The sequence below is a fragment of the Desulfobulbus elongatus DSM 2908 genome (assembly GCF_000621145.1).
Classification (GTDB): Bacteria; Desulfobacterota; Desulfobulbia; order Desulfobulbales; family Desulfobulbaceae; genus Desulfobulbus; species Desulfobulbus elongatus.
Genome location: NZ_JHZB01000026.1, coordinates 31,479 through 54,497, shown reverse-complemented (window position 1 = coordinate 54,497; position 23,019 = coordinate 31,479). Strand labels below are relative to the sequence as shown.

The 23,019-nt window shown below is 61.2% G+C and carries 18 protein-coding genes; 5 read left to right on the top strand and 13 right to left on the bottom strand.

Going from position 1 to position 23,019, the window contains the following annotated elements:
• The 10 genes from Q362_RS22885 to Q362_RS0112840 form a co-directional block, all read right to left on the bottom strand.
• Nucleotides 1–234, bottom strand: a 234-nt coding sequence (locus Q362_RS22885) for a transposase (protein WP_028319031.1), incomplete at its 3' end; no start/stop codon positions are given.
• Between the two features lie 455 nt (nt 235–689).
• Complete coding sequence (locus tag Q362_RS0112880; protein WP_028319029.1) at nt 690–1,811, bottom strand: ABC transporter permease; 1,122 nt, start codon at nt 1,809–1,811, stop codon at nt 690–692.
• 2 nt (nt 1,812–1,813) lie between these two features.
• The gene (gene rbbA / locus Q362_RS0112875) at nt 1,814–4,576 is read right to left on the bottom strand and encodes a ribosome-associated ATPase/putative transporter RbbA (RefSeq protein ID WP_028319028.1); all 2,763 of its coding nucleotides are present in this window, start codon (nt 4,574–4,576) and stop codon (nt 1,814–1,816) included.
• Nucleotides 4,573–5,658, bottom strand: a complete 1,086-nt coding sequence (locus Q362_RS0112870; protein WP_028319027.1) for an HlyD family secretion protein — start codon at nt 5,656–5,658, stop codon at nt 4,573–4,575. The genes rbbA and Q362_RS0112870 overlap by 4 nt, the downstream gene beginning before the upstream one ends.
• Nucleotides 5,659–5,679: 21 nt before the next feature.
• On the bottom strand, nt 5,680–6,081 hold the full coding sequence (locus Q362_RS23655; protein WP_028319026.1) for an avidin-fold protein: 402 nt from the start codon (nt 6,079–6,081) through the stop codon (nt 5,680–5,682).
• A 15-nt stretch (nt 6,082–6,096) separates the two neighbouring features.
• Nucleotides 6,097–6,738 carry a TetR family transcriptional regulator gene (locus Q362_RS0112860; RefSeq protein ID WP_028319025.1) on the bottom strand — a complete coding sequence of 214 codons (642 nt, stop codon included), beginning with the start codon at nt 6,736–6,738 and terminating at the stop codon, nt 6,097–6,099.
• Nucleotides 6,739–6,816: 78 nt separating this feature from the next.
• Entirely contained in the window at nt 6,817–8,259 is a 1,443-nt protein-coding gene (locus Q362_RS0112855; protein ID WP_051554266.1) for an efflux transporter outer membrane subunit, read from the bottom strand.
• A 1-nt stretch (nt 8,260) separates the two neighbouring features.
• Complete coding sequence (locus tag Q362_RS0112850; protein WP_028319023.1) at nt 8,261–11,401, bottom strand: efflux RND transporter permease subunit; 3,141 nt, start codon at nt 11,399–11,401, stop codon at nt 8,261–8,263.
• Nucleotides 11,402–11,404: 3 nt separating this feature from the next.
• A complete protein-coding gene (locus Q362_RS0112845) occupies nt 11,405–12,598 on the bottom strand; it encodes an efflux RND transporter periplasmic adaptor subunit (protein ID WP_028319022.1) in 1,194 nt (397 codons plus the stop codon).
• A 12-nt stretch (nt 12,599–12,610) separates the two neighbouring features.
• The gene (locus tag Q362_RS0112840) at nt 12,611–13,735 is read right to left on the bottom strand and encodes an HlyD family secretion protein (RefSeq protein WP_028319021.1); all 1,125 of its coding nucleotides are present in this window, start codon (nt 13,733–13,735) and stop codon (nt 12,611–12,613) included.
• A gap of 217 nt (nt 13,736–13,952) precedes the next feature.
• Here Q362_RS0112840 and Q362_RS0112835 point away from each other — a divergent pair, with 217 nt between their 5' ends.
• A complete protein-coding gene (locus Q362_RS0112835; RefSeq protein WP_028319020.1) occupies nt 13,953–15,482 on the top strand; it encodes a sigma-54-dependent Fis family transcriptional regulator in 1,530 nt (509 codons plus the stop codon).
• A gap of 126 nt (nt 15,483–15,608) precedes the next feature.
• Here the strand turns inward: Q362_RS0112835 and purM are convergent, their stop codons facing one another.
• On the bottom strand, nt 15,609–16,667 hold the full coding sequence (gene purM, locus Q362_RS0112830) for a phosphoribosylformylglycinamidine cyclo-ligase (RefSeq protein ID WP_028319019.1): 1,059 nt from the start codon (nt 16,665–16,667) through the stop codon (nt 15,609–15,611).
• Nucleotides 16,668–16,841: 174 nt separating this feature from the next.
• Here purM and Q362_RS0112825 point away from each other — a divergent pair, with 174 nt between their 5' ends.
• The 3 genes from Q362_RS0112825 to Q362_RS20560 all read left to right on the top strand — a co-directional run bounded on the left by Q362_RS0112825 (nt 16,842) and on the right by Q362_RS20560 (nt 19,338).
• Nucleotides 16,842–17,042: a DUF2065 domain-containing protein gene (locus Q362_RS0112825; protein WP_028319018.1), complete on the top strand. Its 201-nt coding sequence runs from the start codon at nt 16,842–16,844 to the stop codon at nt 17,040–17,042.
• Nucleotides 17,043–17,259: 217 nt separating this feature from the next.
• Nucleotides 17,260–18,192 (top strand): magnesium/cobalt transporter CorA, encoded by a 933-nt coding sequence (gene corA, locus Q362_RS0112820; protein WP_028319017.1) that lies wholly within the window; start codon nt 17,260–17,262, stop codon nt 18,190–18,192.
• A 60-nt stretch (nt 18,193–18,252) separates the two neighbouring features.
• Nucleotides 18,253–19,338: a S1C family serine protease gene (locus Q362_RS20560; RefSeq protein WP_035216646.1), complete on the top strand. Its 1,086-nt coding sequence runs from the start codon at nt 18,253–18,255 to the stop codon at nt 19,336–19,338.
• A gap of 19 nt (nt 19,339–19,357) precedes the next feature.
• Here the strand turns inward: Q362_RS20560 and Q362_RS22315 are convergent, their stop codons facing one another.
• Together Q362_RS22315 and Q362_RS0112805 are read right to left on the bottom strand one after the other, a co-directional pair.
• Nucleotides 19,358–19,990: a TIGR04211 family SH3 domain-containing protein gene (locus tag Q362_RS22315; protein WP_028319016.1), complete on the bottom strand. Its 633-nt coding sequence runs from the start codon at nt 19,988–19,990 to the stop codon at nt 19,358–19,360.
• 268 nt (nt 19,991–20,258) lie between these two features.
• On the bottom strand, nt 20,259–21,293 hold the full coding sequence (locus Q362_RS0112805) for a hemolysin family protein (protein WP_028319015.1): 1,035 nt from the start codon (nt 21,291–21,293) through the stop codon (nt 20,259–20,261).
• A gap of 162 nt (nt 21,294–21,455) precedes the next feature.
• Here Q362_RS0112805 and Q362_RS0112800 point away from each other — a divergent pair, with 162 nt between their 5' ends.
• Complete coding sequence (locus tag Q362_RS0112800) at nt 21,456–23,015, top strand: leucyl aminopeptidase (RefSeq protein WP_084312681.1); 1,560 nt, start codon at nt 21,456–21,458, stop codon at nt 23,013–23,015.
• The last annotated feature ends 4 nt before the right edge of the window (nt 23,016–23,019 follow it).

The following is a 23,019-nucleotide window of genomic DNA, read 5'->3' as shown; positions in this document are numbered from 1 at the left end:
CATAGCAGAACTGACGCCTTCAAATTTCTCACGCGGCAAGGCGTTCCAGATGATTCCTGTCCTCAGGACGTACACTATTGCGGAGAAAAAGAGTCGGTTCGAATACTTCGGCTTTCGGCCGCCGCCCGGCTTACGAGTATATTCTTTTCCGGCTTCTCGCAGATCTGTGGGGATCAACGGTTCAACGATCGCCCAGAATGCATCCGAAATTTCCCAGGTTTTGATGCGTGCCATTTCTCCCCCCGTTGCTTGGTTTCAACGGATATTAGCTGGTGGCAGGAAAATTGCGAGCAATTTATTTGTGGATAATCACTAAACACCAGCGAAGCCTCCGAGCTGATCCTGCTACCGCAAAAAAAACGTGACCGCCCGGGGGGTGTTTGTCGGCTGTCGGCCCAAGGGGTGCGGGCTGATATGCATCTTGGAATCGATGTGCTTGCCTTTGCACAATTGCTTCGATTTCGCAATGCTGGAAAGATCCAAGTGTAAAGGTGACGATCAGTTCTTCATCGATTCGAAGAGTGGAATCATGTTGATGAAGTATCGTGTGAATCTGAGGTCTGCGAGCGCAATAGTCCGGATTCTTTTGCAGGCAAGGCATCGGATTGTTATCTTGTCGTTTTTTCCAACATAGTGTTTCTGTGCAGTTTTCATGCATGCTCCATGCATTTATGACCTCGGTCTGTTGTTCAGGCCATTAATGATATCGTCTTGCGAAAACGGACAAGAGCCAGCACAAAAAGAAGAGTGCCGATAAGGAGTAACTTGAGGAAGTCGAGCCAGACGACCTCGATGCCTCCTCCACGGTACAAGATGGTTTGCGCCAGAGCGACAAAATGAGTGGTCGGAGCCAGTTGCATCACGTTTTGGACAATGACAGGCATGCTTTCCCGCGGAGTGACACCGCCGGACAGCATTTGGAGAGGGAGCAGCACCAGCATCATCAGCAGGCCGAATTGAGGCATGGAACGGGCCACCGTGCCCAGGAAGATGCCCATGGAGGTGGTGGCGAAAAGATGCAAGCCGGCACCGATGAAAAACAGCAGCAGGGAACCCTCGACGGCCACCGCCAGCATCCCCTGAACCACGACGGTCAGGCTCAGGGCGCTGGTGATCAGGACCACGAGCCCCATCGACCAACTTTTGCTGATCATGATCTCCAGGGGGGTGACCGGCATGGCCAGAAGATGCTCGACCGTGCTGTGCTCCCGTTCGCGGATCAGAGAAGCCCCAGTCAGGATAATGGAAAGCATGGTCACATTGTTGATCACCTCCATGACCGCACCGAACCAGGATTGGGTCAGGGCAGGATTGAAGCGGGCACGGAGGGCCAGGGAAGCCGCTGTCGCGGTCTCTCCCCGATAACGGCGGACAAATTCGGCCACCTCGTCGTTGATGATGGATTGGATGTAGTTGTTGCCGGTGAATGCCTGGCTCATCCGAGTGGCATCGACGTTGAGCTGGATGGTCGGGGAACGGCCGGCCAGGAGGTCGCGCTGAAAATCAGGAGGGATGTTGATGGCAAAGGTGTCCAGCCCGGCATCCATGCGGGCATCCATCTCCTGGTGGTTGATCATCACGGGGTGGAGGAAATGGGGAGGATAAAAGGCTGCGGCGATACGCGCCGACAGCGGCGAATCGTCTTCATCGACAATGGCGACCGGCGCCCTGTTCAGGGAATCCGGCATGGCGATGGCGGAGGCGTACACGCCCACGGTGAAGGCGTAGACGATCAAGAAGAGCAGAATCGGGTCCCTGATCAGGCAATACAGTTCCTTGTTTCCCAGACGGACAACATTGGCGATGCGCATGGTCAGGCCTCCTGTTTTCTGAGAAGCAACGTGCACAACGTCAACAGGACGACAATGGTGAGGGCGAGGGCGAGAAACTCTTTCTGGAGATCGGCGAATCCCAGGGATTTGGAGAAGATGCCCCGGGTGATGACGAGGAAATGCGCGGTGGGATACATCTGGCCGATCAGGTGCCCCGCTCCTTCCAGCGACGAGACGGGATTGGTCATGCCGGAGAAATTGACCGAAGGCAGGATGGTGAAGATGGCTGTCCCAAAAAGCGCAGCGACCTGGCTGCGCATGAATGTGGAAACCAGGAGGCCCAGCGCCGTGGCGGCCGTGACATACAGCAAGGCCGCCAGGCACAGGGAGGCGAGATCGCCCTTGATCGGCACCCGGAACAGAAACACCGCCAGCAAGGCCAGCAGGCAGAAATTGACCATGGCCAACCCCATGTACGGCAACTGTTTGCCCAGCAGGAACTCCAGCTTGGTCACCGGGGTGACGTACAGGTTGACGATGGAGCCGAGTTCCTTCTCCCGGACGACGCTGAGCGCGGTGAGCACGGCCGGAATCATGATCAGCAGGAGGGGGATGACCGCCGGGACCATGGCGACCAGGCTCTTGACATCGGGGTTGTAGCGGTAACGGGTTTCAATGTGTGCCGATGTGCGGTCGGATGCGGATGAGGACCGGTGGGTCGTCTGGTCGGATAGCCACAGACTGTGCATGCCGCTGACATATCCTTGAATGGTTTCGGCCCGTTGCGGGTTTGACCCGTCGATCCAGACGCCGATGGCCGGTTGGCGGCCGCGCGCCAGATCGCGGCCGAATCCCGGTGGCATTTCAATGGCGAGGCTCAGTTCTCCCGAGCGCATGCGTCGGTCCAGGTCCTGGTAATCGGTAATCGGCGGCCGCTCGATGAAATAACGGGAACCCGACAGATTGAGGATGTATTCCCGGCTGGTTGTGCTTTGGTCCCGGTCCAGGACCGCAAAAGCCAGATCTTCCACATCCATGCTGATGCCGTAGCCCATGACCACCATCAGGATGACGCTGCCCAGGAGCGCCAGCGTGGCGCGGATCGGGTCGCGGCGCAGTTCCATGGCCTCGCGCCGGGTGTAACTCAAGAGCCGGGCAAGGCTGAAACGCCGATGCGGTACGCCGGGGCAATCAGAGGAGGTGTCGGCCAAGGGAGGAGGGTGGAACCCTTCGCCGCGTTCTGTCCCGCTTTGATCGCCCCGCGCACCCGCCTCCTGCAGGTAGCCGATAAAGGCCTGTTCCAGCGTTGTTGTGTCCCGTTCGGCGACCAGGTCCGCAGGGCGGCCGCTGACCAGCACCTTGCCCTCGTGCATCAGGGAGATCCGGTCGCACCGTTCGGCCTCGTTCATGAAGTGGGTGGAGATGAAAATGGTGACGCCATCCCGTCGGGCGAGATCGATCATGATCCGCCAGAAGCCGTCGCGGGCAATGGGATCGACCCCCGAGGTCGGCTCGTCGAGAATCAGGATCTCCGGTTTGTGGATCATGGCCACGGCCAGGGACAGTCGCTGCCGTTGGCCAAGCGGCAGGTTGTCGGGTAGCGCGGCCATGACATCGGTCAAGCCGAACCGTTCCGCCATTTCGTCGATCCGATCGGCAATCAGCTCCGCCGGCACGCCAAACAGGCGGGCGTGGAGCACCAGGTTCTGCTCCACCGTCAACTCGGAATAGAGCGAGAATGCCTGGGTCATGTAGCCGACCCGCCGCCTGGTTTCGATATCCTCGGGATTCACGGGGTGGCCGAAGAGGCTGGCCTGCCCTGAACTGGCCGGAAGCAGGCCGGTCAGCATCTTCATGGTGGTGGTTTTGCCGCAGCCGTTCGAGCCGAGAAAGCCGAAGATTTCGCCGCCGGTAATCCGGAAATTGACCCGGTCGACCGCGACAAAATCGCCGAACCGCATGGTCAGGTCCCGGGCCTCGATGGCAACTTCCGCGGAATCGTCCGTTGCCTTGGGGATGATCGCCACCGGTTGGTGTTCCTTGCGGCGTTCCTCCGGCAGCAGGGCGATAAAGGCCTTTTCCAGCGATCCGGTCCCGGTCCGTTCCAGCAAACTGGCGGGCGTCCCGATTGCAAGCACCCGGCCGGAATCCATGACGGCAAGCCAGTCGAACCGGGCGGCCTCTTCCATGTAGGCGGTCGCCACCAGCACGCTCATCCCCGGTCTGGAGGCGCGAATCCGTTCGATCAGGTTCCAGAACTGCACCCTGGACAGCGGGTCGACCCCGGTGGTCGGTTCGTCGAGAATCAGCAGGTCGGGATCGTGGATCAAGGCGCAGCAGAGCCCGAGTTTCTGCTTCATGCCGCCGGAAAGCTTGCCGGCGGGCCGATCGCAAAACGGCGCCAGCCCGGTGCTCGCTACGAGGTGGTCGATCCGTGCTCGCCGCTCCGCCGCTCCCTGGCCAAACAAACGGCCGAAAAAATCGATGTTCTCGAAAACCGACAGGGTTGGATACAGATTTTTCCCCAGCCCCTGCGGCATATAGGCGATGCGCGGACAAACTGTTTCACGGTGGCGGCGCATGCGCATGTCGCCGCCCAACACTTCAACCCGGCCGGTCTGGATGACATGGGCACCCGCCACCAGGGAAAAGAGGCTCGACTTGCCGACCCCGTCCGGTCCGATCAGGCCGGCCATGCATCCCGACGGCACATCGAGGGTCACATCGTTCAAACCCAGGGTCGCACCGTAGCGCAAACTCACTCCGCGCAAGCGGGCGACGGAAGCATCGGTGTACCGGTTCATTGCCGCGCCGGTGTTTCCGGGAGTTGCACCTGCAAGTGGGGCGGCCAGTCAACCTGCTGGTCCAGCCGGACATAGGCCATGCCGGGCAGTCCCGTCTTGACCTGGGTAATGTGTTTTTTCAGCAATTCAGGCTCGAGCCTGGCCTTGACCCGGAACATCAGTTTTTGCCGTTCGCTGGCCGTTTCAACGGTCTTGGGCGTAAACTGGGCGACATCGGCCACAAAGGAGATGCGCGCCGGAATGACGTATTGCGGGGCCGCATCGAGGACCAGGCGGGCTTCCGAACCGAGCCCCAGCTTTCCCACCACTGCGGTTGGCAGGAAAAACGTCATGTAGACATCCGACAGGTCGACCATGTTGAGAACCTTGCCGCCACTGTTCAGCACTTCTCCCGGCTGGGATACCCGGTATTGGACGCGGCCGCCGCACGGCGCCTTGAGGACACAGTCGTTTATATCGGCTTGCAGCCGGTCGATCGTGGCCTGGATTGCCATGACCACGGTATGGCTGCCAAGGAGCTGCGACTTGGCCGTTGAAACCGCCGCCTCGGCAGCGGCTATCTGGGCTTCGGCGGCACTGATGGCGGCCTGGCCGCTGAGAAAGCGGGCACGGCTGTCATCCAGGTCCTGTATCGAACTCGCTCCCTTTTTCGACAAGACCTCGGCGCGTTCGAGGCGCTTGCGCAATGTCTCCAGCTCTGCCTTCCGCTGGGCCAATACCGCCAGGGCGGCTGCTTTTTCGCTTACTTTCTGATTCACCTGGCTCTGTGCCGTTTCCACCGCATACCGCGCCTGTTGCAATTGCGCTTCCGCCTCGCGGCGCTGTGCCTCCAGTTGTTGCGTATCCATGCGTGCGAGCACCTGCCCCTTGCTGACAAAATCGCCCTCGTCGGCAAAAATCGCTTCGATGCGGCCGGCTGTCTTGGTGGCGATGTCGATCTCGGTCGCCTCGATTCTGCCGTTTCCGCTCGAAAAGTCTTCCCCCAGTTTTTCAGGTTGCAGATACCGCCAGAAGAAGAAAACGCCGGCGACCAGGGCCACACATCCGGTCCATTGCACCCATTTCGTCATGCTCTGAGTCATCACGGCCTCCGTCCCACCGGATCAAACCCGTTCGTGGTTACATGGCACATCCACGCCGTCCGGTTGTTTCAGTTCGGTATAACTCACGGCGCCATATCTCGTGCTGCCGCGAGCGAAATGCCAGTTGAGAAACAATTGTAATCCCTCCGATGGGTTTCCGCATATAAATCCCCATAACCTTCCGGAAATCACAAATGACGATGTGCGGTCGAACCACTGAAAAAAGAGTTCTATCTGATCCGGGGCGACGAATCTGCCGAGGAATGCGCCGGAGCTTATGCCGTCACCCCGCAATGCGCCATTGACCGCCTCCTCGGATTGATGCGATGAAAACACTATGGTGTGCACGGGAAAACCGTCCGCGTTTTTCGAGACGGTGAAGAGCCGGCTCTCAAGACAGTATGCTCGTTCATAGGTGCGCATGTGCGGTGTTTTCTTTTAATTCCTCGAATAATCATGATAAAAACATCCAAAACGAATCAGGTGCATCAATCCATTCACCATGAAGGATATATTCAATCGTATATCGAGTTCGGTCATCAACTGGCGACATTGTGGGATATAGTTGTCGACATAGGAGATGATCGCTATCGCTGTCAGGCGGGTGTCAATGCTTGACGGGAGCTGTTTCTGGTCAATGGCGTCATTGAGCAGGGATTCGATTTTTTGAATCCTTCCCAACTGAAATGTTTTTCTGTCGAACTGAAATGAATAGTTATGGTTTGGCCGACCGCTCTCCTCGACGAAAAGGGAGAAGAGCTGTTGCCGTCGGGCATTTTCAGGCATCTTCCTGAGGAAGATATGGAGTTGTGCCACCAAAGAACCCAGGGGGTCGCATTCGCTGCTGTCGGCCACCTGGAACAAAAAGTCGTTTTTATCGACCAAGTCTTCCCAAAGCGTACGCAGCAGATTGGCCTTGTTTGCAAAGTGCCAGTAGATCGCCCCTCTCGTCATTTTCGCCTCACGGGCGATATCGGCGAGATGCGTCTGTGCGATTCCGCGCATGAGCAGGATGTGCGTGGCTGCGTCGAGAATGATTGTGCGCGTTTTCTGCGCCTCGTTTTTTGTCTTGCGGGACATGGTTCTTTCCTCCTGCTTTCTGGCGACATTCAGGATGACTGCTCCAGCCCGCCCGTTCTCTGCTCCGATTTCGTAGAGCTACTCCAGAGCGGAGACTGATTGGCGCCGTTCCTTCCAGCCACCGCCCAGGGTTTTGTAGACCGTCACCTGGTTGACCTGCTGGGCCAGTTGCAGGTTCAGGTAGTTCTGGCGGGCGCTGTAAAGGGAGCGCTGGGCGTCCAGGAGAGTGAGAAAGCTGTCGAGCCCGTGCTGGTAGCGGTTCCTGGCCAGGGCGTAGTACTCTTGATTGGCCACCAGGTTGGCCTTCTGGGCCACCAGTTGTTCCCGGTAGGTTTCGCTGGCGACCAGGGCGTCGGCCACCTCGCGGAAAGCGGTCTGGATCGCCTTTTCATAGCGGGCTACCGTGATCTCCCTGCTGATCTTGGCCACATCCAGTTCGGCGGCCAATCGCCCGGCCGTGAAGATCGGCAGGCTGACCGATGGGGAGAACAGCCAGCTGCCGGTACCGGAATCGAAGAGATCGGACAGGTCGCCGCTGATCTTGCCGGCATTGGCGGTCAGGCTGATGGCGGGGAAAAAGGCGGCCCTGGCCGCCCCGATCTGGGCATGGGCGCCCTTGAGTTCGTGTTCGGCGGCGACGATGTCCGGCCGTTGCAGCAGCACCTGCGACGACAGTTGCGGCGGCACGGCGGACAACGCCATCTGCTCGCCCAGCGGTTTTTTTTCGGTGAAACTCGCCGGCAGCGGCGCCCCGGTCAGCAGGGTCAGGCTGTTGAGGTCTTGGGCGACCTGGCGCTGATACCGCGCCAGGTTGGCCTTGGCCGTTTCCAGACTGGTGCGCGCCTGGGCGAGATCCAACTGGGTGGCGAGTCCTTCCCGGGCCCGCTGTTCGATCAGGTCGAAGGATTCCTGCTCGATGTTTTTCGTATCCTCGGTGATGGCCAACAGTTCCCGGTCGGCGAGCCAGGTCAGGTAGGCGATGCTGACCTCGGCCACCAGGCTGATCCGGTTGCTCCGATAGGTCTCCTCCATGGCCAGGTACTGTTCCAGGGCCTTGTCCTTGAGGCTTCTGACCCGGCCGAAGAAATCGAGTTCGTAGGCGGTGACGCCCATCGAGGCCGAATAGGTCTCCGCGGTCACATAGTTGTCGCCGCTCAGGGTGCGCTGCTTGCTGCCGTATCCCTCGCCGGCAAGGGAAGGGAAGAGAGCGGCGCGCTGAATGCGGTATTGGGCCTGGTAGGCCTCGATGGTCAGGGCCGATTCGCGCAGATCCCGATTGTTGGCCAGCGCGGCCTGGATGAGCTGTTGCAGTTGGGCATCGACGAAAAAGTCGCGCCAGCCGAGTTCGGCGTCAATGACCGCCTCCCGGGGAGCGGTCGACGCACTGCGCTGCTCGCCCGCAACCGACAGGTTTTCGGCCACCGGCAGATCCGGCCGCTGATAGGACGGCGCCAAAGTACAGCCGCCGAACGCGAACAGCAGGGCTCCGGCAGCCAGGGATTTTCTTGAAGAAGCGAACATATCAGGACTCCTGGACCGGTGCGGCGTCGATCGCCGCGACCCGGCGGGTTTGGGACAGACGGGTGACCATCACGAAAAAGAGCGGGATGAAGACAATGGCCAGCACGGTCGCCGACAGCATGCCGCCCAGCACGCCGGTGCCGATGGCGTGCCGGCTGTTGGCGCCGGCGCCGGTGCTGATCGCCAGCGGCAGCACGCCCAGCATGAAGGCAAGCGAGGTCATGATGATCGGCCGGAGCCGCAGGCGGCAGGCCTTGATCGTCGCCTCGATCAGGTCGCGGCCCTTGTCGTGGCGCCGCTTGGCGAACTCGACGATCAGGATGGCGTTCTTCGCCGACAGTCCGATGGTGGTCAGCAGGCCGACCTGGAAATAGACGTCGTTCTCCATGCCGCGGAGAGAGGCGGCGGCCAGGGCGCCGAGCACGCCGAGCGGCACGGCGAGCATGACCGAGAACGGCACGGACCAGCTCTCGTACAGCGCCGCCAGACAGAGAAAGACGACGATGAGCGAGATGGCGTACAGGGCCGGGGCCTGCGATCCGGCCTGGGCCTCCTGGAAGGAGGCGCCGGTCCACTCGTAGCCGATGCCGGTGGGGAGCTGCGCCACCAGTTGGCCGACGAGGGCCATGGCCTCGCCGCTCGACCTGCCGGGCGCCGCCTCGCCGACGATCTCCACCGCCGGGTTGCCGTTGAACCGTTCCAGACGGGGCGAACCGAAGCTCCAGTGGCCGGTGGCGATGCTGCTGAACGGCACCATTTCGCCGCTGTCGTTGCGCACGTACCAGTAAGCGACATCCTCCGGCTGCATGCGGTAGGGGGCGTCGGCCTGGAGGTAGACCTTCTTGATGCGGCCGTTGTTGATGAAATCGTTCACATAGTAGGAGCCCCAGGCCGTTGCCAGGGTGGTGTTGATCGAATCCACCGAGACGCCGAAGGCCATGGCCTTTTCAAAGTCGATGTCCAGGTTGTACTGCGGCGTGTCCTCCATGCCGTTGGGACGGACCCGGGTCAGGTTGGGATTCTGGGCGGCCAGGCCGAGCAGCATGTCGCGGGCCTCGATCAGTTTCTCGTGCCCCAGCCCGGCGCGGTCCTGGAGGAAAAAGTCGAAGCCGGTGGAGGTGCCCAGGGAAGTGATGGCCGGCAGGTTGAAGGGGAAGACCATGGCGTCCTTGTTCTGCGAGAAGGGGCCCATGGCCCGGCCGAGGATCGCCTTCACGCCCTGATCGGGTCGTTTTCGTTCACGCCAGTCCTTGAGCTTGACGAAGGCGATGCCCATGTTCTGGCCGCTGCCGGCAAAGCTGAACCCGGCCACGGTGAGCACGGATTCGATGTTTTCCTTTTCCTCGTTCAGATAGTACTCCCGCACTTGGTCGAGAACCTTCTGGGTGCGTTCCTGGGTGGCGCCGGTGGGCAGTTGCACCAGGGTGAAGAACACGCCCTGGTCCTCCTCGGGCAGGAACGAGGTCGGCAGCTTGGCGAACAGGAAGATCATGCCGCCGATGAGCACGAGATAGATCAGGCCGAAGCGGCCGGTGCGCTTGAGCACGTAGGCGACCGTGTCGCGATAGGTATCGGCGCCGCGTTCGAAGCTGCGGTTGAACCAGCCGAAGAAGCCGCGTTTCTGCCCGTGCGCTTCTTTGTTCACCGGTTTGAGAATGGTGGCGCACAGGGCCGGGGTGAGGATGAGGGCCACGATGACCGACAGGGCCATGGCCGAGACGATGGTCAGGGAGAACTGCCGGTAGATGGCGCCGGTGGAGCCGCCGAAAAAGGCCATGGGCACGAAGACCGCCGACAGCACCAGGGCGATGCCGATCAGGGCGCCGGTGATCTGGTCCATGGACTTGCGGGTGGCCTCCAGCGGCGACAGACCCTCCTCGCTCATGATCCGCTCGACGTTCTCCACCACCACGATGGCGTCGTCGACCAGCAGGCCGATGGCCAGTACCAGGCCGAACATGGTCAGGGTGTTGATGGAGAAGCCGAAGGCGGCCATGACCCCGAAGGTGCCGAGCAGGACCACGGGCACGGCGATGGTCGGGATGAGGGTGGCGCGGAAGTTCTGCAGGAACAAATACATGATGAACACGACCAGGATGATGGCCTCCACCAGGGTGTGGGCCACCTCCTCGATCGAGATACTGATGAAGGGCGTGGTGTCGTAGGGATAGACCACCTCCACGCCCGCCGGAAAATAGGGTTGCAATTCTGCCAGCTTGGCCCGGACCGCCTTGGCGGTTTCCAGGGCGTTGGCACCGGTGGCGAGCATGATGGCCATGCCGCCGGTCTTGTGGCCGTTGTAGGTGGCGACGGTGTTGTAATCTTCGCCGCCGATCTCCACCCGGGCCACGTCCTTGAGCCTGATCTGGGAGCCGTCGCTGTTCACCTTCAGCAGGATCTGGGCAAACTGCTCCGGCGAACTCATCATGGTCTGGGCCATCATGCTGGCGCTTACCTGCTGCCCGGCGACGGACGGCGTGCCGCCGAGGTTGCCCACGGCCACCTGGCTGTTCTGCGCCTCGATGGCCGTGCGGACATCGATGGGCGTCAACTGGTAGCTGTTGAGTTTATGGGGGTCGAGCCAGATGCGCATGGAGTACTGGGAACCAAAGATCTGGATGCTGCCCACGCCGGTGACGCGGCTTAGGGGGTCGCGCAGGGTGGAGACCATGAAATCGCTCAGGTCGATCTGGTCCATGCTGCCGTCGGTGGTGATCAGGCTGACCACCATCAGGAAGGTCGAGTTGGACTTGGTGACCTGCACCCCTTCCCGCTGCACCTCCTGCGGCAGGAGGCTGAGCGCCTGCTGCAGCTTGTTCTGCACCTGCACTTGGGCGATGTCGGGATCGGTGCCGGCCTCGAAGGTGAGGGTGATGGTCACGTCGCCCGAATTGGAGCTCTCGGATTTCATGTAGATGAAATGGTCGAGCCCGGTCATGTTCTGTTCGATGATCTGGGTGACGCTGTCCTCGATGGTCTTGGCCGAGGCGCCGGGATACTTGGTGGTGATGGTCACTTCCGGCGGAGCGATCTCCGGGTACTGGGCGATCGGCAGGTTGATGACCGCCAGGCCGCCGGCCAGCATGATGACGAGGGCGATGACCCAGGCAAAAATGGGTCGATCGATGAAAAAACGAGCCATGGGTTACTCCGTTTTGGCAATCGATGCGGTGGCGTCGGTTGCGGATTGTTTGCGGTCGGGCGTCGAGGCGGCCACGGCCTTGACCGGGACGCCGGCCTTGATCTTCTGCAGGCCGGAGACGATCAGTTGCTCGCCGTCGGCCAGCCCCTCGCTCACCAAAATCTGGTCGCCCATGTTCTGGCCGGCCTGGATGAGGCGCGCTTCCACGATGGATTGGTCGTTGACCAGCATCACCATGGCCTGGCCCTTTCTGTCGCGGCTGACGCTGGCGGCCGGTACCAGGATGCCGTTGGGCACCTGCCCCTTGTCGATCCGCGCCCGCACAAACATGCCCGGCAGCAGCTCATGGTCGGCATTGGCCACGATCGCCCGGAGGATCACCGTGCCGGTGGTCTGGTTGACGGTCACGTCGGAGAATTCGAGCATACCGGTCTGGCCGTATTCCGAGCCGTCCTCGAGCAGGACCTTGACCGGCTGCGAGGTGTCGCGGTTGTGCTTTTGCCCGGCGGACAGCTCTTTCCTCAGGTTCAGGAGTTCGATGCTGGACTGGTTGAGGTCCACGTAGAGGGGATCGAGCTGCTGGATGGTCGCCAGGGCGGTGGCCTGCTCGGCCGTGACCAGGGCTCCCTCGGTTACGGCCGACTTGCCGATGCGGCCGCTGATCGGCGCGGTGACCCGGGTGTAGTCGAGATTGATGCGGGCGCTGTCGAGGGCGGCCTTGGCGGCGGCGACGTCGGCCACCGTCTGTTTCCAGGTGGCGTCCATTTCCACCTGATCCTGTTCGCTCACCGCCTTGGTCTGCACCAGGGTCTTGTAGCGCTGCGCCTTGAGCCGGGCGGAGTACTCCAGGGCCTCGGCCCGCGCCAGCGTGGCCTTGGCGCTGTCGAACTTGGCCTGGTAGGTGTCCGGATCGATCTGATAGAGCAGTTGGCCGGCCTTGACCTCGCTGCCTTCGGTGAACAGTCGTTTCTTGATGATGCCGCCAACCTGCGGCCTGACTTCGGCGATGCGGTACGCCGCGGTCCGGCCGGGCAGTTCCACCACCAGGTTGACCGGCTGGGGCCTGATGGTCACCACTTCGACCTCCACGGCGGGTGGCGCGAGGGCCGTGGCTTGCTCCTGCTTGCAGGCGTTCAGGAGGAGCAGGGCAAGAAGCATGGGGAGAAAAACCGATGCCGGTTTGTGCAACTGTTTCATGGATATGTCCCTTTACCTTTTGGAATTGTTTTGGAAAATATGACGGAGCTTGTTGTTGGCACCCAGCATGGCCTGATAATCCACGCGCAGCGCTTCCGGCCATGGGGAATCCGGATCAGGTCGCGCATACACTGTGCCGGTGAGGCCGCCGATGCTCTCTCCGGCGTAGAATTTCAGCACTTCCGGGGCTATTTTTGCTTTCACGGCGACATCCGGCTGATGGTGGACGGAGCAGACGGCCCCCGTGCACTGGTGAGCGTGTGCGGCAATCGATGCTATCTGCGCCGGAAAAACGGTGGGCGTGGGCAGGTCGAGCACCAGCCGGGCCTCGGCACCGATGGTCAATCTGTGCGCGGCGTGCGCGGGCAGGGAAAAGGCCAAGGTGACCTCCCGCAGATCCAGCAGGCGGAGCACCCGGCTCCCCCGCGTCATCCCGTCGCCATCCTTCGCGTACCGTTGGAGGACGCGACCGGGGCCCGGCGCCCTGAGCGCACAGGCATCGATGGCGGCTTGCAGGCGGCCGATGACGGTCTCGAGGGCAATGACGCGTGCCTGCGCTTCAAAAAGCTGCGATCTCATGCGCATGACCGTTGTTTCCCGCACGGCTTTGTTCGTCCTGGCATGGTTGATGTCGTGCAGTCGCTGCTCGCTCGCAGTGGCTGGAAGGCGGGCATCGCCCGGATGCCGCACCACGGCCTCGTCGAGAGAGGACGCCATCTTTTCGGCGTGTTGCCGGGAAGCGTCCGTTCCGCCGCCTCCCACGGGTTGCGGCAGGCTTTGGCGCGAAGACGCCTTTTTTCCCTGCAACCAATAGTTCAATTGGATGTGTGCCCCTTCCACGAACGTGCGTGCTTGGAGCAGATCGCTCCCCACCTCGCGCAACCGGACTTCCAGTTGGTGCGTGTCCATGCGGGCGATCACCTGGCCGGCGGCAACCGTGTCGCCCGGCCGCACGAGAAGGTGTTCCAACACCCCTTCGTGCGGCACGACGATATCGAATTCCTTTGCTTCCACGTGGCCAATGCCGTTGATCAAACCGTCTCGTTGCTCCGGAAGCCGGCTGGGCTGCCATCGGGCGGCATACAGGCCTGCCACGGCGACGACCAGACTGATCCACCACAGGAATGTGCGCATCATGCCCTCTTCCCCGCTCCCTTGGTAGCGTTTCGTTCCCTGCGGGGAAAAGCGACAATCATGCCAGATTGCAGAAGTGCTCATTTCCAATGAGATAGCGTTTGGGCAGGGTTCGGGATCGCAATATTTAGCGAATGAGTTGCCATATTTGACAAACGGTGATATCTTTCGTCAAATATGGCATAATGGGGCTGATGGCGGCCGGCCGGGAGGGAAGCGTATGGTCAAGAAGGATGATTTTTTCAGGGAAACCACGCTGCGCATCTGCGGCAGTCTGCAGATCGCCACGGCCCTGGCCGATGTTTTCGACTACTTCAAACGCCACTTTCCCATCATCGGCATGCGGCTGAGCATCAAGGACGACGATCTGGGCGCCATCCGCAACATCGCGCTGGTGGCGGACAACCAGCGGGAGTTTCCGGAGGAGATCGTGCCGCTTTCCAAGGAGCTTTGGAGCGAGGTGCAGGATTGGGCGCCCCGCGTCCCGCACATTTTCACCGCGGATATGGATGAACGGTTTGCGGCGCTGGTGAAACTGGAAAGCAAGGCGGAACTGGTCATGCCCCTGTGGATGGACGAAAAACTCTGTGGTGTCCTGACCCTGCGCGCGACCAGGAAAGAGCATTTCACCAAACGACTTATCGAGCTGATGACCAGCATCAGCCGACCCGTGACCATCGCCCTGACCAATGCCCTGGCCCATGAGCGGCTCAAACGCACCAGCGAACTGCTGGCCGAGGACAACCGCCTCATGCGCAAGGAATACTATCTGCGGGCTGCCGACGAGATCATCGGCCAAGACGGCGGCATGAGCCATGTCATGCACATGGTGCGGCAGGTGGCGCCGCTGAACAACACCGTGCTGCTGTTGGGCGAGACAGGGACCGGCAAGGAGTTGATCGCCAATGCGATTCACTTTTCCTCGGCGTACAAGGATGGCCCGTTTGTCAAGGTGAACTGTGGGGCCATTCCCGAGCAACTCATCGACAGCGAGCTGTTCGGGCACGAGAAGGGCGCGTTCACCGGGGCCGTCACCGCGCAGCGGGGCCGTTTCGAACGCGCCAACCACGGCACCATTTTTCTGGACGAGGTCGGCGAACTGCCCCTGCAGGCGCAGATACGGCTGCTTCGCGTCCTGCAAACCAGGGAAATCGAGCGGGTGGGCGGACAACGGGCCATTCCCGTCGATATACGGGTGATTGCCGCCACCCACCGCAATCTGGAGGGCATGGTGCTGGAGAACAGATTTCGGGAAGATCTCTGGTTTCGCCTCAACGTCTTCCCGTTGATCATTCCGCCCCTGCGGCAGCGGAAGGAAGACATTCCCGCCCTCATCGTTCATTTCATCGACAAAAAAGCGAAGGAAATGGGCATCAGGAAGAGGCCGGCCATAGCGCCGGGGGCGCTGGAGCAGCTGATGCGGTACAATTGGCCCGGAAACGTGCGCGAACTGGAAAACCTGGTGGAACGGGAACTCATCATCCGGCACGATGCCTCCCTGGTTTTCGATTCCCTGCCCAACGCACCCGCGGGGACACGGCAACCGGTCGCCGCTTCCGAAGATGCCGACATTTCCGGTCCCCTCCCGCTCGACGATGTCCTTGCCGCCCACATCGAACGGGTGCTTGCGCGCACAAAAGGAAAGGTCAGCGGTTCGGGCGGGGCGGCGGAATTGCTCCGGGTCAATCCGAGTACCCTGCGGGCACGGATGAAAAAATACAACATCCGCAGCAAGCCATCGGTCATGTGATGTCCTGCCCGGCAAAACGATCCGGTTCGGTTTTCCGACGGTCGAACGACACGGGAGTGGAAAAAAGCAGGCTCCGGACGACGGTGTCGCCCGGAGCCTACGTATAAGGAGATGCGATCGGGGAGATCAGCAGATGCCGTCGATGACGACTTGTCCGCCGCCGCTTGCCTGGGCCGCCTTGATTTCGCCGATGAGGTAGGGTTGCTCGCCATGGGCGCCGAACTGGTAGAGCGTGTCTTCGGCGCTGTTTTCCGGAACCACGACCATCATGCCGATGCCCATGTTGAAGGTCCGGTACATCTCGTTCGCCGTGATGCCGCCTTTTTCCTGCAGGTAGGAGAAACAGGGCGGAACGGGCCAGGTGCCGGGATGGATATGGGCGGTGCAGCCGGCGGGCAGGATGCGGGGGATGTTGTCGATGAAGCCGCCGCCGGTGATGTGGACCAGGCCGTGGATTTTGTAGCGCCGCAGGGTGTTGACCACGCTGTCCACGTAGATGCGGGTGGGCTTCAGCAGTTCCTCGCCGACCGTGCAGCCGAATTCCTCAATGAAGTCATCGATCTTCCTGCCCAGTTCCTCAAAAAAGACCTTGCGGATCAGGGAATAGCCGTTGGAATGGAATCCCGAGGAGGCCAGGCCGATGATCCGGTCGCCGACCCGGATGTCGCTGCCGTCGACAATGGCGTTGCGGTCGCCGATGCCGACCACGAATCCCGCCAGATCGTAGTCGCCCGGTTGATACAGGCCGGGCATCTCCGCCGTCTCGCCGCCGATCAGGGAGCATTGCGCCTGCTTGCACCCCTCGGCGATGCCGCGGACCACGTCGGTGGCCACCTCGACATCCAAGGTGCTGCTGGCGAAATAATCGAGAAAGAAGAGTGGTTTGGCGCCACTGACAATCACGTCGTTGACACACATCGCCACCAGGTCGATGCCGATGGTGTCGTGCTTGTCGCACAGTTTGGCCACAGCCAGCTTGGTGCCGACACCGTCGGTGGAGGCCACCAGCACCGGATTTTTCAGGTCTTCGTTGCCGATGGCGAACAGCCCGGAAAAGCCGCCGATGTCGGAAATCACGCCGCGCCGGTGGGTCTCGGCAACGATGGATTTGATCCGGGAAACAAAGAGATTGCCTTTGTCGATGTCAACGCCGGCTTCGCTGTATTTGGAAGGTGATAGGGTCATGGAGAGCCGTTGTGAGTCTGCCGCCTGTGTCCAATTCGATGCGGAAAATAGGCACCTGTCGCATGGGGTCTACAAGTGCAGTGCTTGAGGGGCAAGGTACTTTTTTTAACCGGCCATTGTCAACAGCTTTGTGGTATATTGCGCCACAGGCCGCTTTCTGGTAAAGCACCACCTATGAAACTCCTGATAACCTTGGTCGGGCTGGCGCTCGTCCTCGAGGGGCTGCCGTACGTCGCCTTTCCCGAGTCCATGCAGCGGTGGCTCCGTCAGATTGCCGCCCTGCCGCCCCATCTCGTGCGCCGGATCGGTGTGGTCGCCATGGTCGTGGGGTTGCTCCTGTGCGCTCTTGCCCAAAAAACCAGCATCTTTGATTAGATGGTCCTCCCGCGGGCGGTGAGTCCCGGAGGAGCCGGACATCTGCCGGCGCCTTTTTTTCCCGATTGACTTTTCCTGTTGGCACTCAGTAAAATTACCCGTTTTTGTGGCGGGGGAGCCGGAAGTTTCCCCCGCAGGGAAGAGGCGGGGACGTTGACCGACGCGACGGGCCCCAGACGCGCTGCTTGCGCCCCATCATCGGATCCGGAACGCTGCCATGGTCAATTATTTTTATTTGGACAACAAGATCGTCAAGATGGAGAGCGGCAACAGTTCCGTCAGCCCCAACATTTTCTGGATCGATCTGATCAATCCCACCGAGGAGGAGGTCCGTCAGGTGGAGAAGGATTTCCGGGTGGAACTCTTCACCAAGCAGGAGAGCGAGGAAATCGAGTCCAGTTCGAAATATGTCGAAACCGAAGACGAAATCGGCATCAACCTCAACTTTCTCGTTCCCGAGAACAACACCTTCGCCAACGAGCCGGTCTCGTTCATTCTCAAGGACAAGATCCTGTTCACCCAGCGTTCCCACGAATTCCGGTCCTTCACCGAGACGTACCGCAAGCTGCGGGCGATCAAGCCGGTAGACGGCGAGGACATCTTCCTCACCATCCTCGAAACCCGGATCGATTCCGACGCCGATCTCATCGAGAGCATCACCGACCGGATATCCGAAATCAGCAAGCAGATGATCGGCGACAAGGATCCCAACCGCGAGCTGCTGCTCAAGATCACGACCCTGCAGGAATCGACCATTGCCATCCGTGAAAATATTGTCGAGAAACAGAGAATCATCTCGTCCATGCTCAAGAGCAAGATGTTCCCCAAGGAGGACCACGAGAACATGCGGATCATGATCAAGGACGTGGGCTCGCTTCTGGACCACACCTCGTTCAATTTCGAGCGCCTCGAGTTTCTCCAGAACACCTTCCTCGGTCTGGTCGACATGGAGCAGAACCGGGTGATCAAGATTTTCACCGTGGTGACCGTGATTTTCATGCCGCCCACGCTTATTGCCAGCGCCTACGGCATGAACTTCAAGTTCATGCCCGAGCTGGACGAGATCTGGGGCTATCCCTTCGCCATCCTGCTGATGATCCTGTCCTCGGCCATGACCCTGTTTTTCTTTCGGCGGAAAAAGTGGCTGTAAGGCCGGAGCGCCGCCGGACGCCGTGAGGCCGCCCGACCCGTCTCCTCCGGGGGGAACCAGATGAAACCACTGTATCTCGTCCTGATCGCCGGCGTGATCGGCTGGCTGCTGTTGCAGACGTTCCAGCCGCCGCTGCTCGATCCCAAGGCGGTGTCCCGGCCGGTGGCAGCCAGGGGGGATCTGGCCGCCGACGAGCAGAACACCATCGACATCTTCCGCAACGCCGCGCCCTCGGTGGTGTACATCACCAGCATCGCGGTCCGCCGCAACCTCTTCAGCCTCAACGTCTACGAGATCCCGCAGGGCACGGGGTCCGGCTTCATCTGGGACAAGCAGGGGCGGATCGTCACCAACTACCACGTCATTTCCGACGCCAGCCGGCTGGAGGTGACCCTGGCCGACCATTCCACCTGGAAGGCGGCGCTAGTGGGATCGGCGCCGGACCGCGATCTGGCGGTGGTGCAGATCAGCGCCCCGGCCGACAAGCTGCGGCCCATCACCCTCGGCGAATCCAAGGACCTGCTGGTGGGCCAGAAGGTGTTCGCCATCGGCAACCCCTTCGGCCTGGATCAGACCTTGACCACCGGCATCGTCAGCGCGCTCGGCCGGGAGATCACCGCGGTCACCGGCCGGACCATCCACGATGTCATCCAGACCGACGCGGCCATCAATCCGGGCAACTCCGGCGGACCGCTCTTGGACAGCGCCGGCCGGCTGATCGGGGTCAACACTGCCATCTACAGTCCGTCCGGGGCCAGTTCGGGCATCGGCTTCGCGGTGCCGGTGGGCGAGGTCAACCGGGTGGTGCCGCAGATCATCGCCAAGGGAAAGCTGATCCGGCCCGGCCTGGGCATTGCCCTGGCCAACCGGAGACTGACCGAGGAACTGGGCCTGGAAGGGGTGATGATCCTGAAGGTGCTCCCCGGCTCGACGGCGGAAAAAGCGGGGTTGCGCGGCACGGCCCAGGTGCGGGACGGGCTGGTTCTGGGCGATATCATCCTTGCGGTCAACGGCAGGCCGGTCAAGGATTACGACACGCTACGCGATGAGCTGGAACGCTACGAGGTGGGACAGAGCGTCACCCTGACCCTGATGCGCGATGCGGCCACGGCGGACGTCAAGGTGGCGCTCGAGGCGATGAACTGAAACGGCCGGCGCCGGCGGATCAGAGCAGCGAAGGTCGTTTTTTCCGTCCGTTGGAACTCACGCGGCCGATCAGCCAGCCAAACAGCAGGACAATGGCGCCGGTGAAGAACCAGGTGATCGACTGGTTCTTTTTCAGGACCGTGCACTCGATCTGGGCCGCCGCCAACTGCTGGCGCAGTTCCTCGATCTGTTTCTGCGCCTCGCCCAGGTAGGTCTTGGTATGGATGCTGCTGGTGGGGTCGGCGACGAGGGTCTGGTATTTGTCGGCCAGGGTGCTGCGGTCGGTGGTGCAGGCCGCCAACTCCTTGCGCAACCGTTCATTTTCCTCGACAATGTCCCGGAACCGTGCCTGAGGGTCGGTCACGGTTCCGTCCGGCCCCAGCCCGGGTTTGATGTTGGCCACCGGGATCAGCGGCGAACTGCCGAGGAACCGGCTGCGCACCCAGCCCTCGGTGCCGCCCTGCAGGCGCACCCGCGACCACTCCTTCCCCCCCTGCAACAATTCCACGGCCGTCCCCATGGGGACAGTGGCGACGATCCGGGCATTGTCGCCCTGGTTCCTGCGCATGAGCACTTCCAGGCTCGGTTTGATATAGAGGATTTCCGCGTACACCGGTGCAGCGAACCAACAGATGAGCAACAGGGGGATCATCGCGACGATTTTTCGGCATGCGAGAGCAAAAAACGGGTGTTTCATCGAATCTACCCTGAAAGGACGGTAAGAAAGACGATTGGGGAAATGGCGTTGAATTGTGCAATCGTCTGGGAAATGTCCCGTGCCGGTCGTCACGGCATGGGCCGAACATTCCTGTGAGAAATTCTTCCTGAGAAAAGGACGGAACATTGGGCGGCACCCTACCATGAAATGGTGCGGACCGCCAGTTCTGCCTGAAAAATGACTTCTCCTTTTTCGGGAACGTTCACACGGTATGGAGTTTTTTCTTCCTGATCATGGCCAGTTCCCGCATGTTGCGGGCCTTGTCGGATTCGTCGACGATCTCCCGGCCGATGATCTCCTCCAGAATATCCTCCATGCTGATCACCCCGGTGACGCTGCCGTATTCGTCGACCACCACGAACAGATGCTGATACCGCTCGAAGAAATCGACGAATATGCGGTCCAGCGGCGCGGTTTCCGGCACAAAGTGCACCGGCCGCATGATCTGCGAGAGTTTGAGCGTATCCTGGCCGACGGCCGCCGCCATGAGCACATCCTGGCTGAGCACGATCCCCACCACCTTGTCGGGTTCGCCGTCGTATACCGGCACCCGGCTGTGCATCCGCCATTTGCCCTCCAGGCGGGCCGCCTCCTTGATGGTCAGCGATTGAGGGGCGGAAAAGGTGACGGTGCGCGGAGTCATGACCTGGCGCACGGTCTTTTCGCCCAACTGGAGGATATTGGCGATCACCTTTTCCTGGTCGGCCTCGATCTCGCCGGACTTCCGGCTCAGGCTGGCGATGGTCTTGAGTTCCTCCGCCGAGATCTGCTGGGATTTGTGGCTGTTGGGCACCAGACGGGTCATCTGTTGCGCCAGCCAGATCAGCGGGAGCAGCACCGCGATCATGAAGCGCAGCGGCGTGACGATGTGCGGCCCCAACTGCCGGGCAAAGGTGACGCCGATGGTTTTGGGCACCACCTCGGTGAACAGCAGGATGGCCAGGGTGAAGATCAGGGAGAACCAGATGAGGCCGTCATGGCCGAACAGGGCGACCGCCGCGGCACCGGCCACTGAGGCGCCGATGGTGTGCGCCACGGTGTTGAGGGTGAGGATGGCGGTGATCGGCTGCTCGATATTTTCCTTGAGCCGTCTCATGGCCTCGGCCTGACGGGGGTGGGTCTCGGTCATCAGTTCGACCTGCGCCGCCGACAGGGAAAGAAGAATGGCCTCGAACAGCGAGCAGGTGGTGGACACCAGCAGGGCGGTGCTCACGGCGAGGATGAAGACCAGCAACACGGGTAACCTCCGGGAACCATGGGGTATGTGTGGAGAAATCCGGCAACCGGCGGTTTTGCCGATTGAGGTTGGATCAAGTTTAGTGTATGAAAAACTTACATTAAATCAGTTGCCGTTGCTTTTCAAAACATTCCGCCATTCGTCCGGGGAGGGACAGATTCTGTGCCCGATCAGACCACGACCATCGCATTGTTCGACCAAGAACCATCCACGTTTGCCGGCGACCTGCTGGTTTATTTGATAGAAGAGGGGTTCCCCCAGGCCGCCGAGTCCGGCGCGGCCGCCAACCGGCTTTTGGCCAAGGTCCAGGAAACCGGCGATTTCAAGGGCGAAAAGGACCAGGTTTTTCTGCTGTATCCCAGCTTGGCGGCCTTGGAAGCGCAACCGGCCATCCAGGCCAAGAGGCTGCTGTTCGTCGGCCTGGGCAAACCCGACGATGCGGTCAACGGCCGCCGGGAACGGCTCCGCCTGGCGGGTGGCGCCATCGCCAAGCAGGCCTGCGAGGTGAAGGCCAGGGAGGTTCTGGTCGTTCTGCCCAAGGAGTATCTGCTCGATGCGGTCGAGATCGCCCAGTGCCTGAGCGAAGGGCTGCTGCTGGGCAACTACCGCTTCGATCTGTACAAACGCCCCAAGGACGACAAGGCACCGGGCCGGGTCGAGCGTTTTTTCCTGCACGACGGCGGCTTGGCCGCCAGCGCGGTCGGCAAGGGCCTGGAGCGCGGGCGGATTCTGGCCGAGGCGACCTGCGCCGCCCGCGACATGGCCAATCAGCCCGGCAACGGCTGGACTCCGGCCGAGTTCGCCGACTATGCCAAGAAACTGGGCAAGAAAACCCGGCTGAAATGCACGGTCCTCGACAAGGCGGCCATGCAGAAGCTGCGTATGGGCGGCATCCTCGGGGTCAATCAGGGCTCGGCCCAGCCACCGTTTCTGGTGATCCTCGAATACAGGACCAACAAAAAGTACCCGACCGTCCTTTTGGTGGGCAAGGGCCTGACCTTCGATTCCGGCGGCATCAGCGCCAAACCGCCGGCCGGCATGGAGGATATGAAATACGACATGTGCGGCGGCGCGGCGGTGCTCGCCGCCATGCAGGCCATCGCCGAGATCGGGGTGGCGGGGGTGAACGTGGTGGCCCTGGTGCCGACCACCGAGAACCTGTCCGGCCCGGCGGCGCTCAAGCCGGGCGACATCATCCGCCATTACGGCGGCATGACCTCGGAGATCATCAACACCGATGCCGAGGGTCGGCTGATCCTCGCCGATGCCCTGGCATACGGCATCGAGACGTACAAACCCCAGGCGGTGGTCGATGTGGCCACCCTGACCGGCGCGATGATCATCGGCCTGGGCCATCATTATACCGGTCTGCTCAGCAACAACGATCCATGGGCCGAGCAGCTGATCGCGGCCGGTGCCCGGGTCGGCGAACCCGTGTGGCGGCTGCCGCTGGGGCCCGAATACCGCAAGCAGATGGATTCCCGGATCGCCGACATCAAAAACGCCGGCAGCGACCGCAGCGGCGGCGGTATCACCGCCGCCTGCTACCTTGAGGAGTTTGTCGGCGACACCCCCTGGGCCCATCTCGACATCGCCGGCACGGCCTGGGATTTCACCGAGAAATCGTACATTCCCAAGGGGCCTTCGGGCACCGGGGTCCGCACCCTGGTCGAGTGCCTGAGCCAATGGCGACCGATCCCGGCCGCCGACAGGAATCAATAAAAAA

What these genes read in the sequence shown, in the direction of transcription:
- Q362_RS0112860 (WP_028319025.1), bottom strand. Translation starts at nt 6,738, where the DNA reads ATGTCCCGCAAGACAAAAAACGAGGCGCAGAAAACGCGCACAATCATT.
- Q362_RS0112840 (WP_028319021.1), bottom strand. Translation starts at nt 13,735, where the DNA reads ATGATGCGCACATTCCTGTGGTGGATCAGTCTGGTCGTCGCCGTGGCA.
- Q362_RS0112855 (WP_051554266.1), bottom strand. Translation starts at nt 8,259, where the DNA reads ATGTTCGCTTCTTCAAGAAAATCCCTGGCTGCCGGAGCCCTGCTGTTC.
- Q362_RS22315 (WP_028319016.1), bottom strand. Translation starts at nt 19,990, where the DNA reads ATGATCCCCCTGTTGCTCATCTGTTGGTTCGCTGCACCGGTGTACGCG.
- Q362_RS0112880 (WP_028319029.1), bottom strand. Translation starts at nt 1,811, where the DNA reads ATGCGCATCGCCAATGTTGTCCGTCTGGGAAACAAGGAACTGTATTGC.
- Q362_RS23655 (WP_028319026.1), bottom strand. Translation starts at nt 6,081, where the DNA reads ATGCGCACCTATGAACGAGCATACTGTCTTGAGAGCCGGCTCTTCACC.
- Q362_RS0112825 (WP_028319018.1), top strand. Translation starts at nt 16,842, where the DNA reads ATGAAACTCCTGATAACCTTGGTCGGGCTGGCGCTCGTCCTCGAGGGG.
- corA (WP_028319017.1), top strand. Translation starts at nt 17,260, where the DNA reads ATGGTCAATTATTTTTATTTGGACAACAAGATCGTCAAGATGGAGAGC.
- purM (WP_028319019.1), bottom strand. Translation starts at nt 16,667, where the DNA reads ATGACCCTATCACCTTCCAAATACAGCGAAGCCGGCGTTGACATCGAC.
- Q362_RS20560 (WP_035216646.1), top strand. Translation starts at nt 18,253, where the DNA reads ATGAAACCACTGTATCTCGTCCTGATCGCCGGCGTGATCGGCTGGCTG.
- rbbA (WP_028319028.1), bottom strand. Translation starts at nt 4,576, where the DNA reads ATGAACCGGTACACCGATGCTTCCGTCGCCCGCTTGCGCGGAGTGAGT.
- Q362_RS0112845 (WP_028319022.1), bottom strand. Translation starts at nt 12,598, where the DNA reads ATGAAACAGTTGCACAAACCGGCATCGGTTTTTCTCCCCATGCTTCTT.
- Q362_RS0112850 (WP_028319023.1), bottom strand. Translation starts at nt 11,401, where the DNA reads ATGGCTCGTTTTTTCATCGATCGACCCATTTTTGCCTGGGTCATCGCC.
- Q362_RS0112870 (WP_028319027.1), bottom strand. Translation starts at nt 5,658, where the DNA reads ATGACTCAGAGCATGACGAAATGGGTGCAATGGACCGGATGTGTGGCC.
- Q362_RS0112835 (WP_028319020.1), top strand. Translation starts at nt 13,953, where the DNA reads ATGGTCAAGAAGGATGATTTTTTCAGGGAAACCACGCTGCGCATCTGC.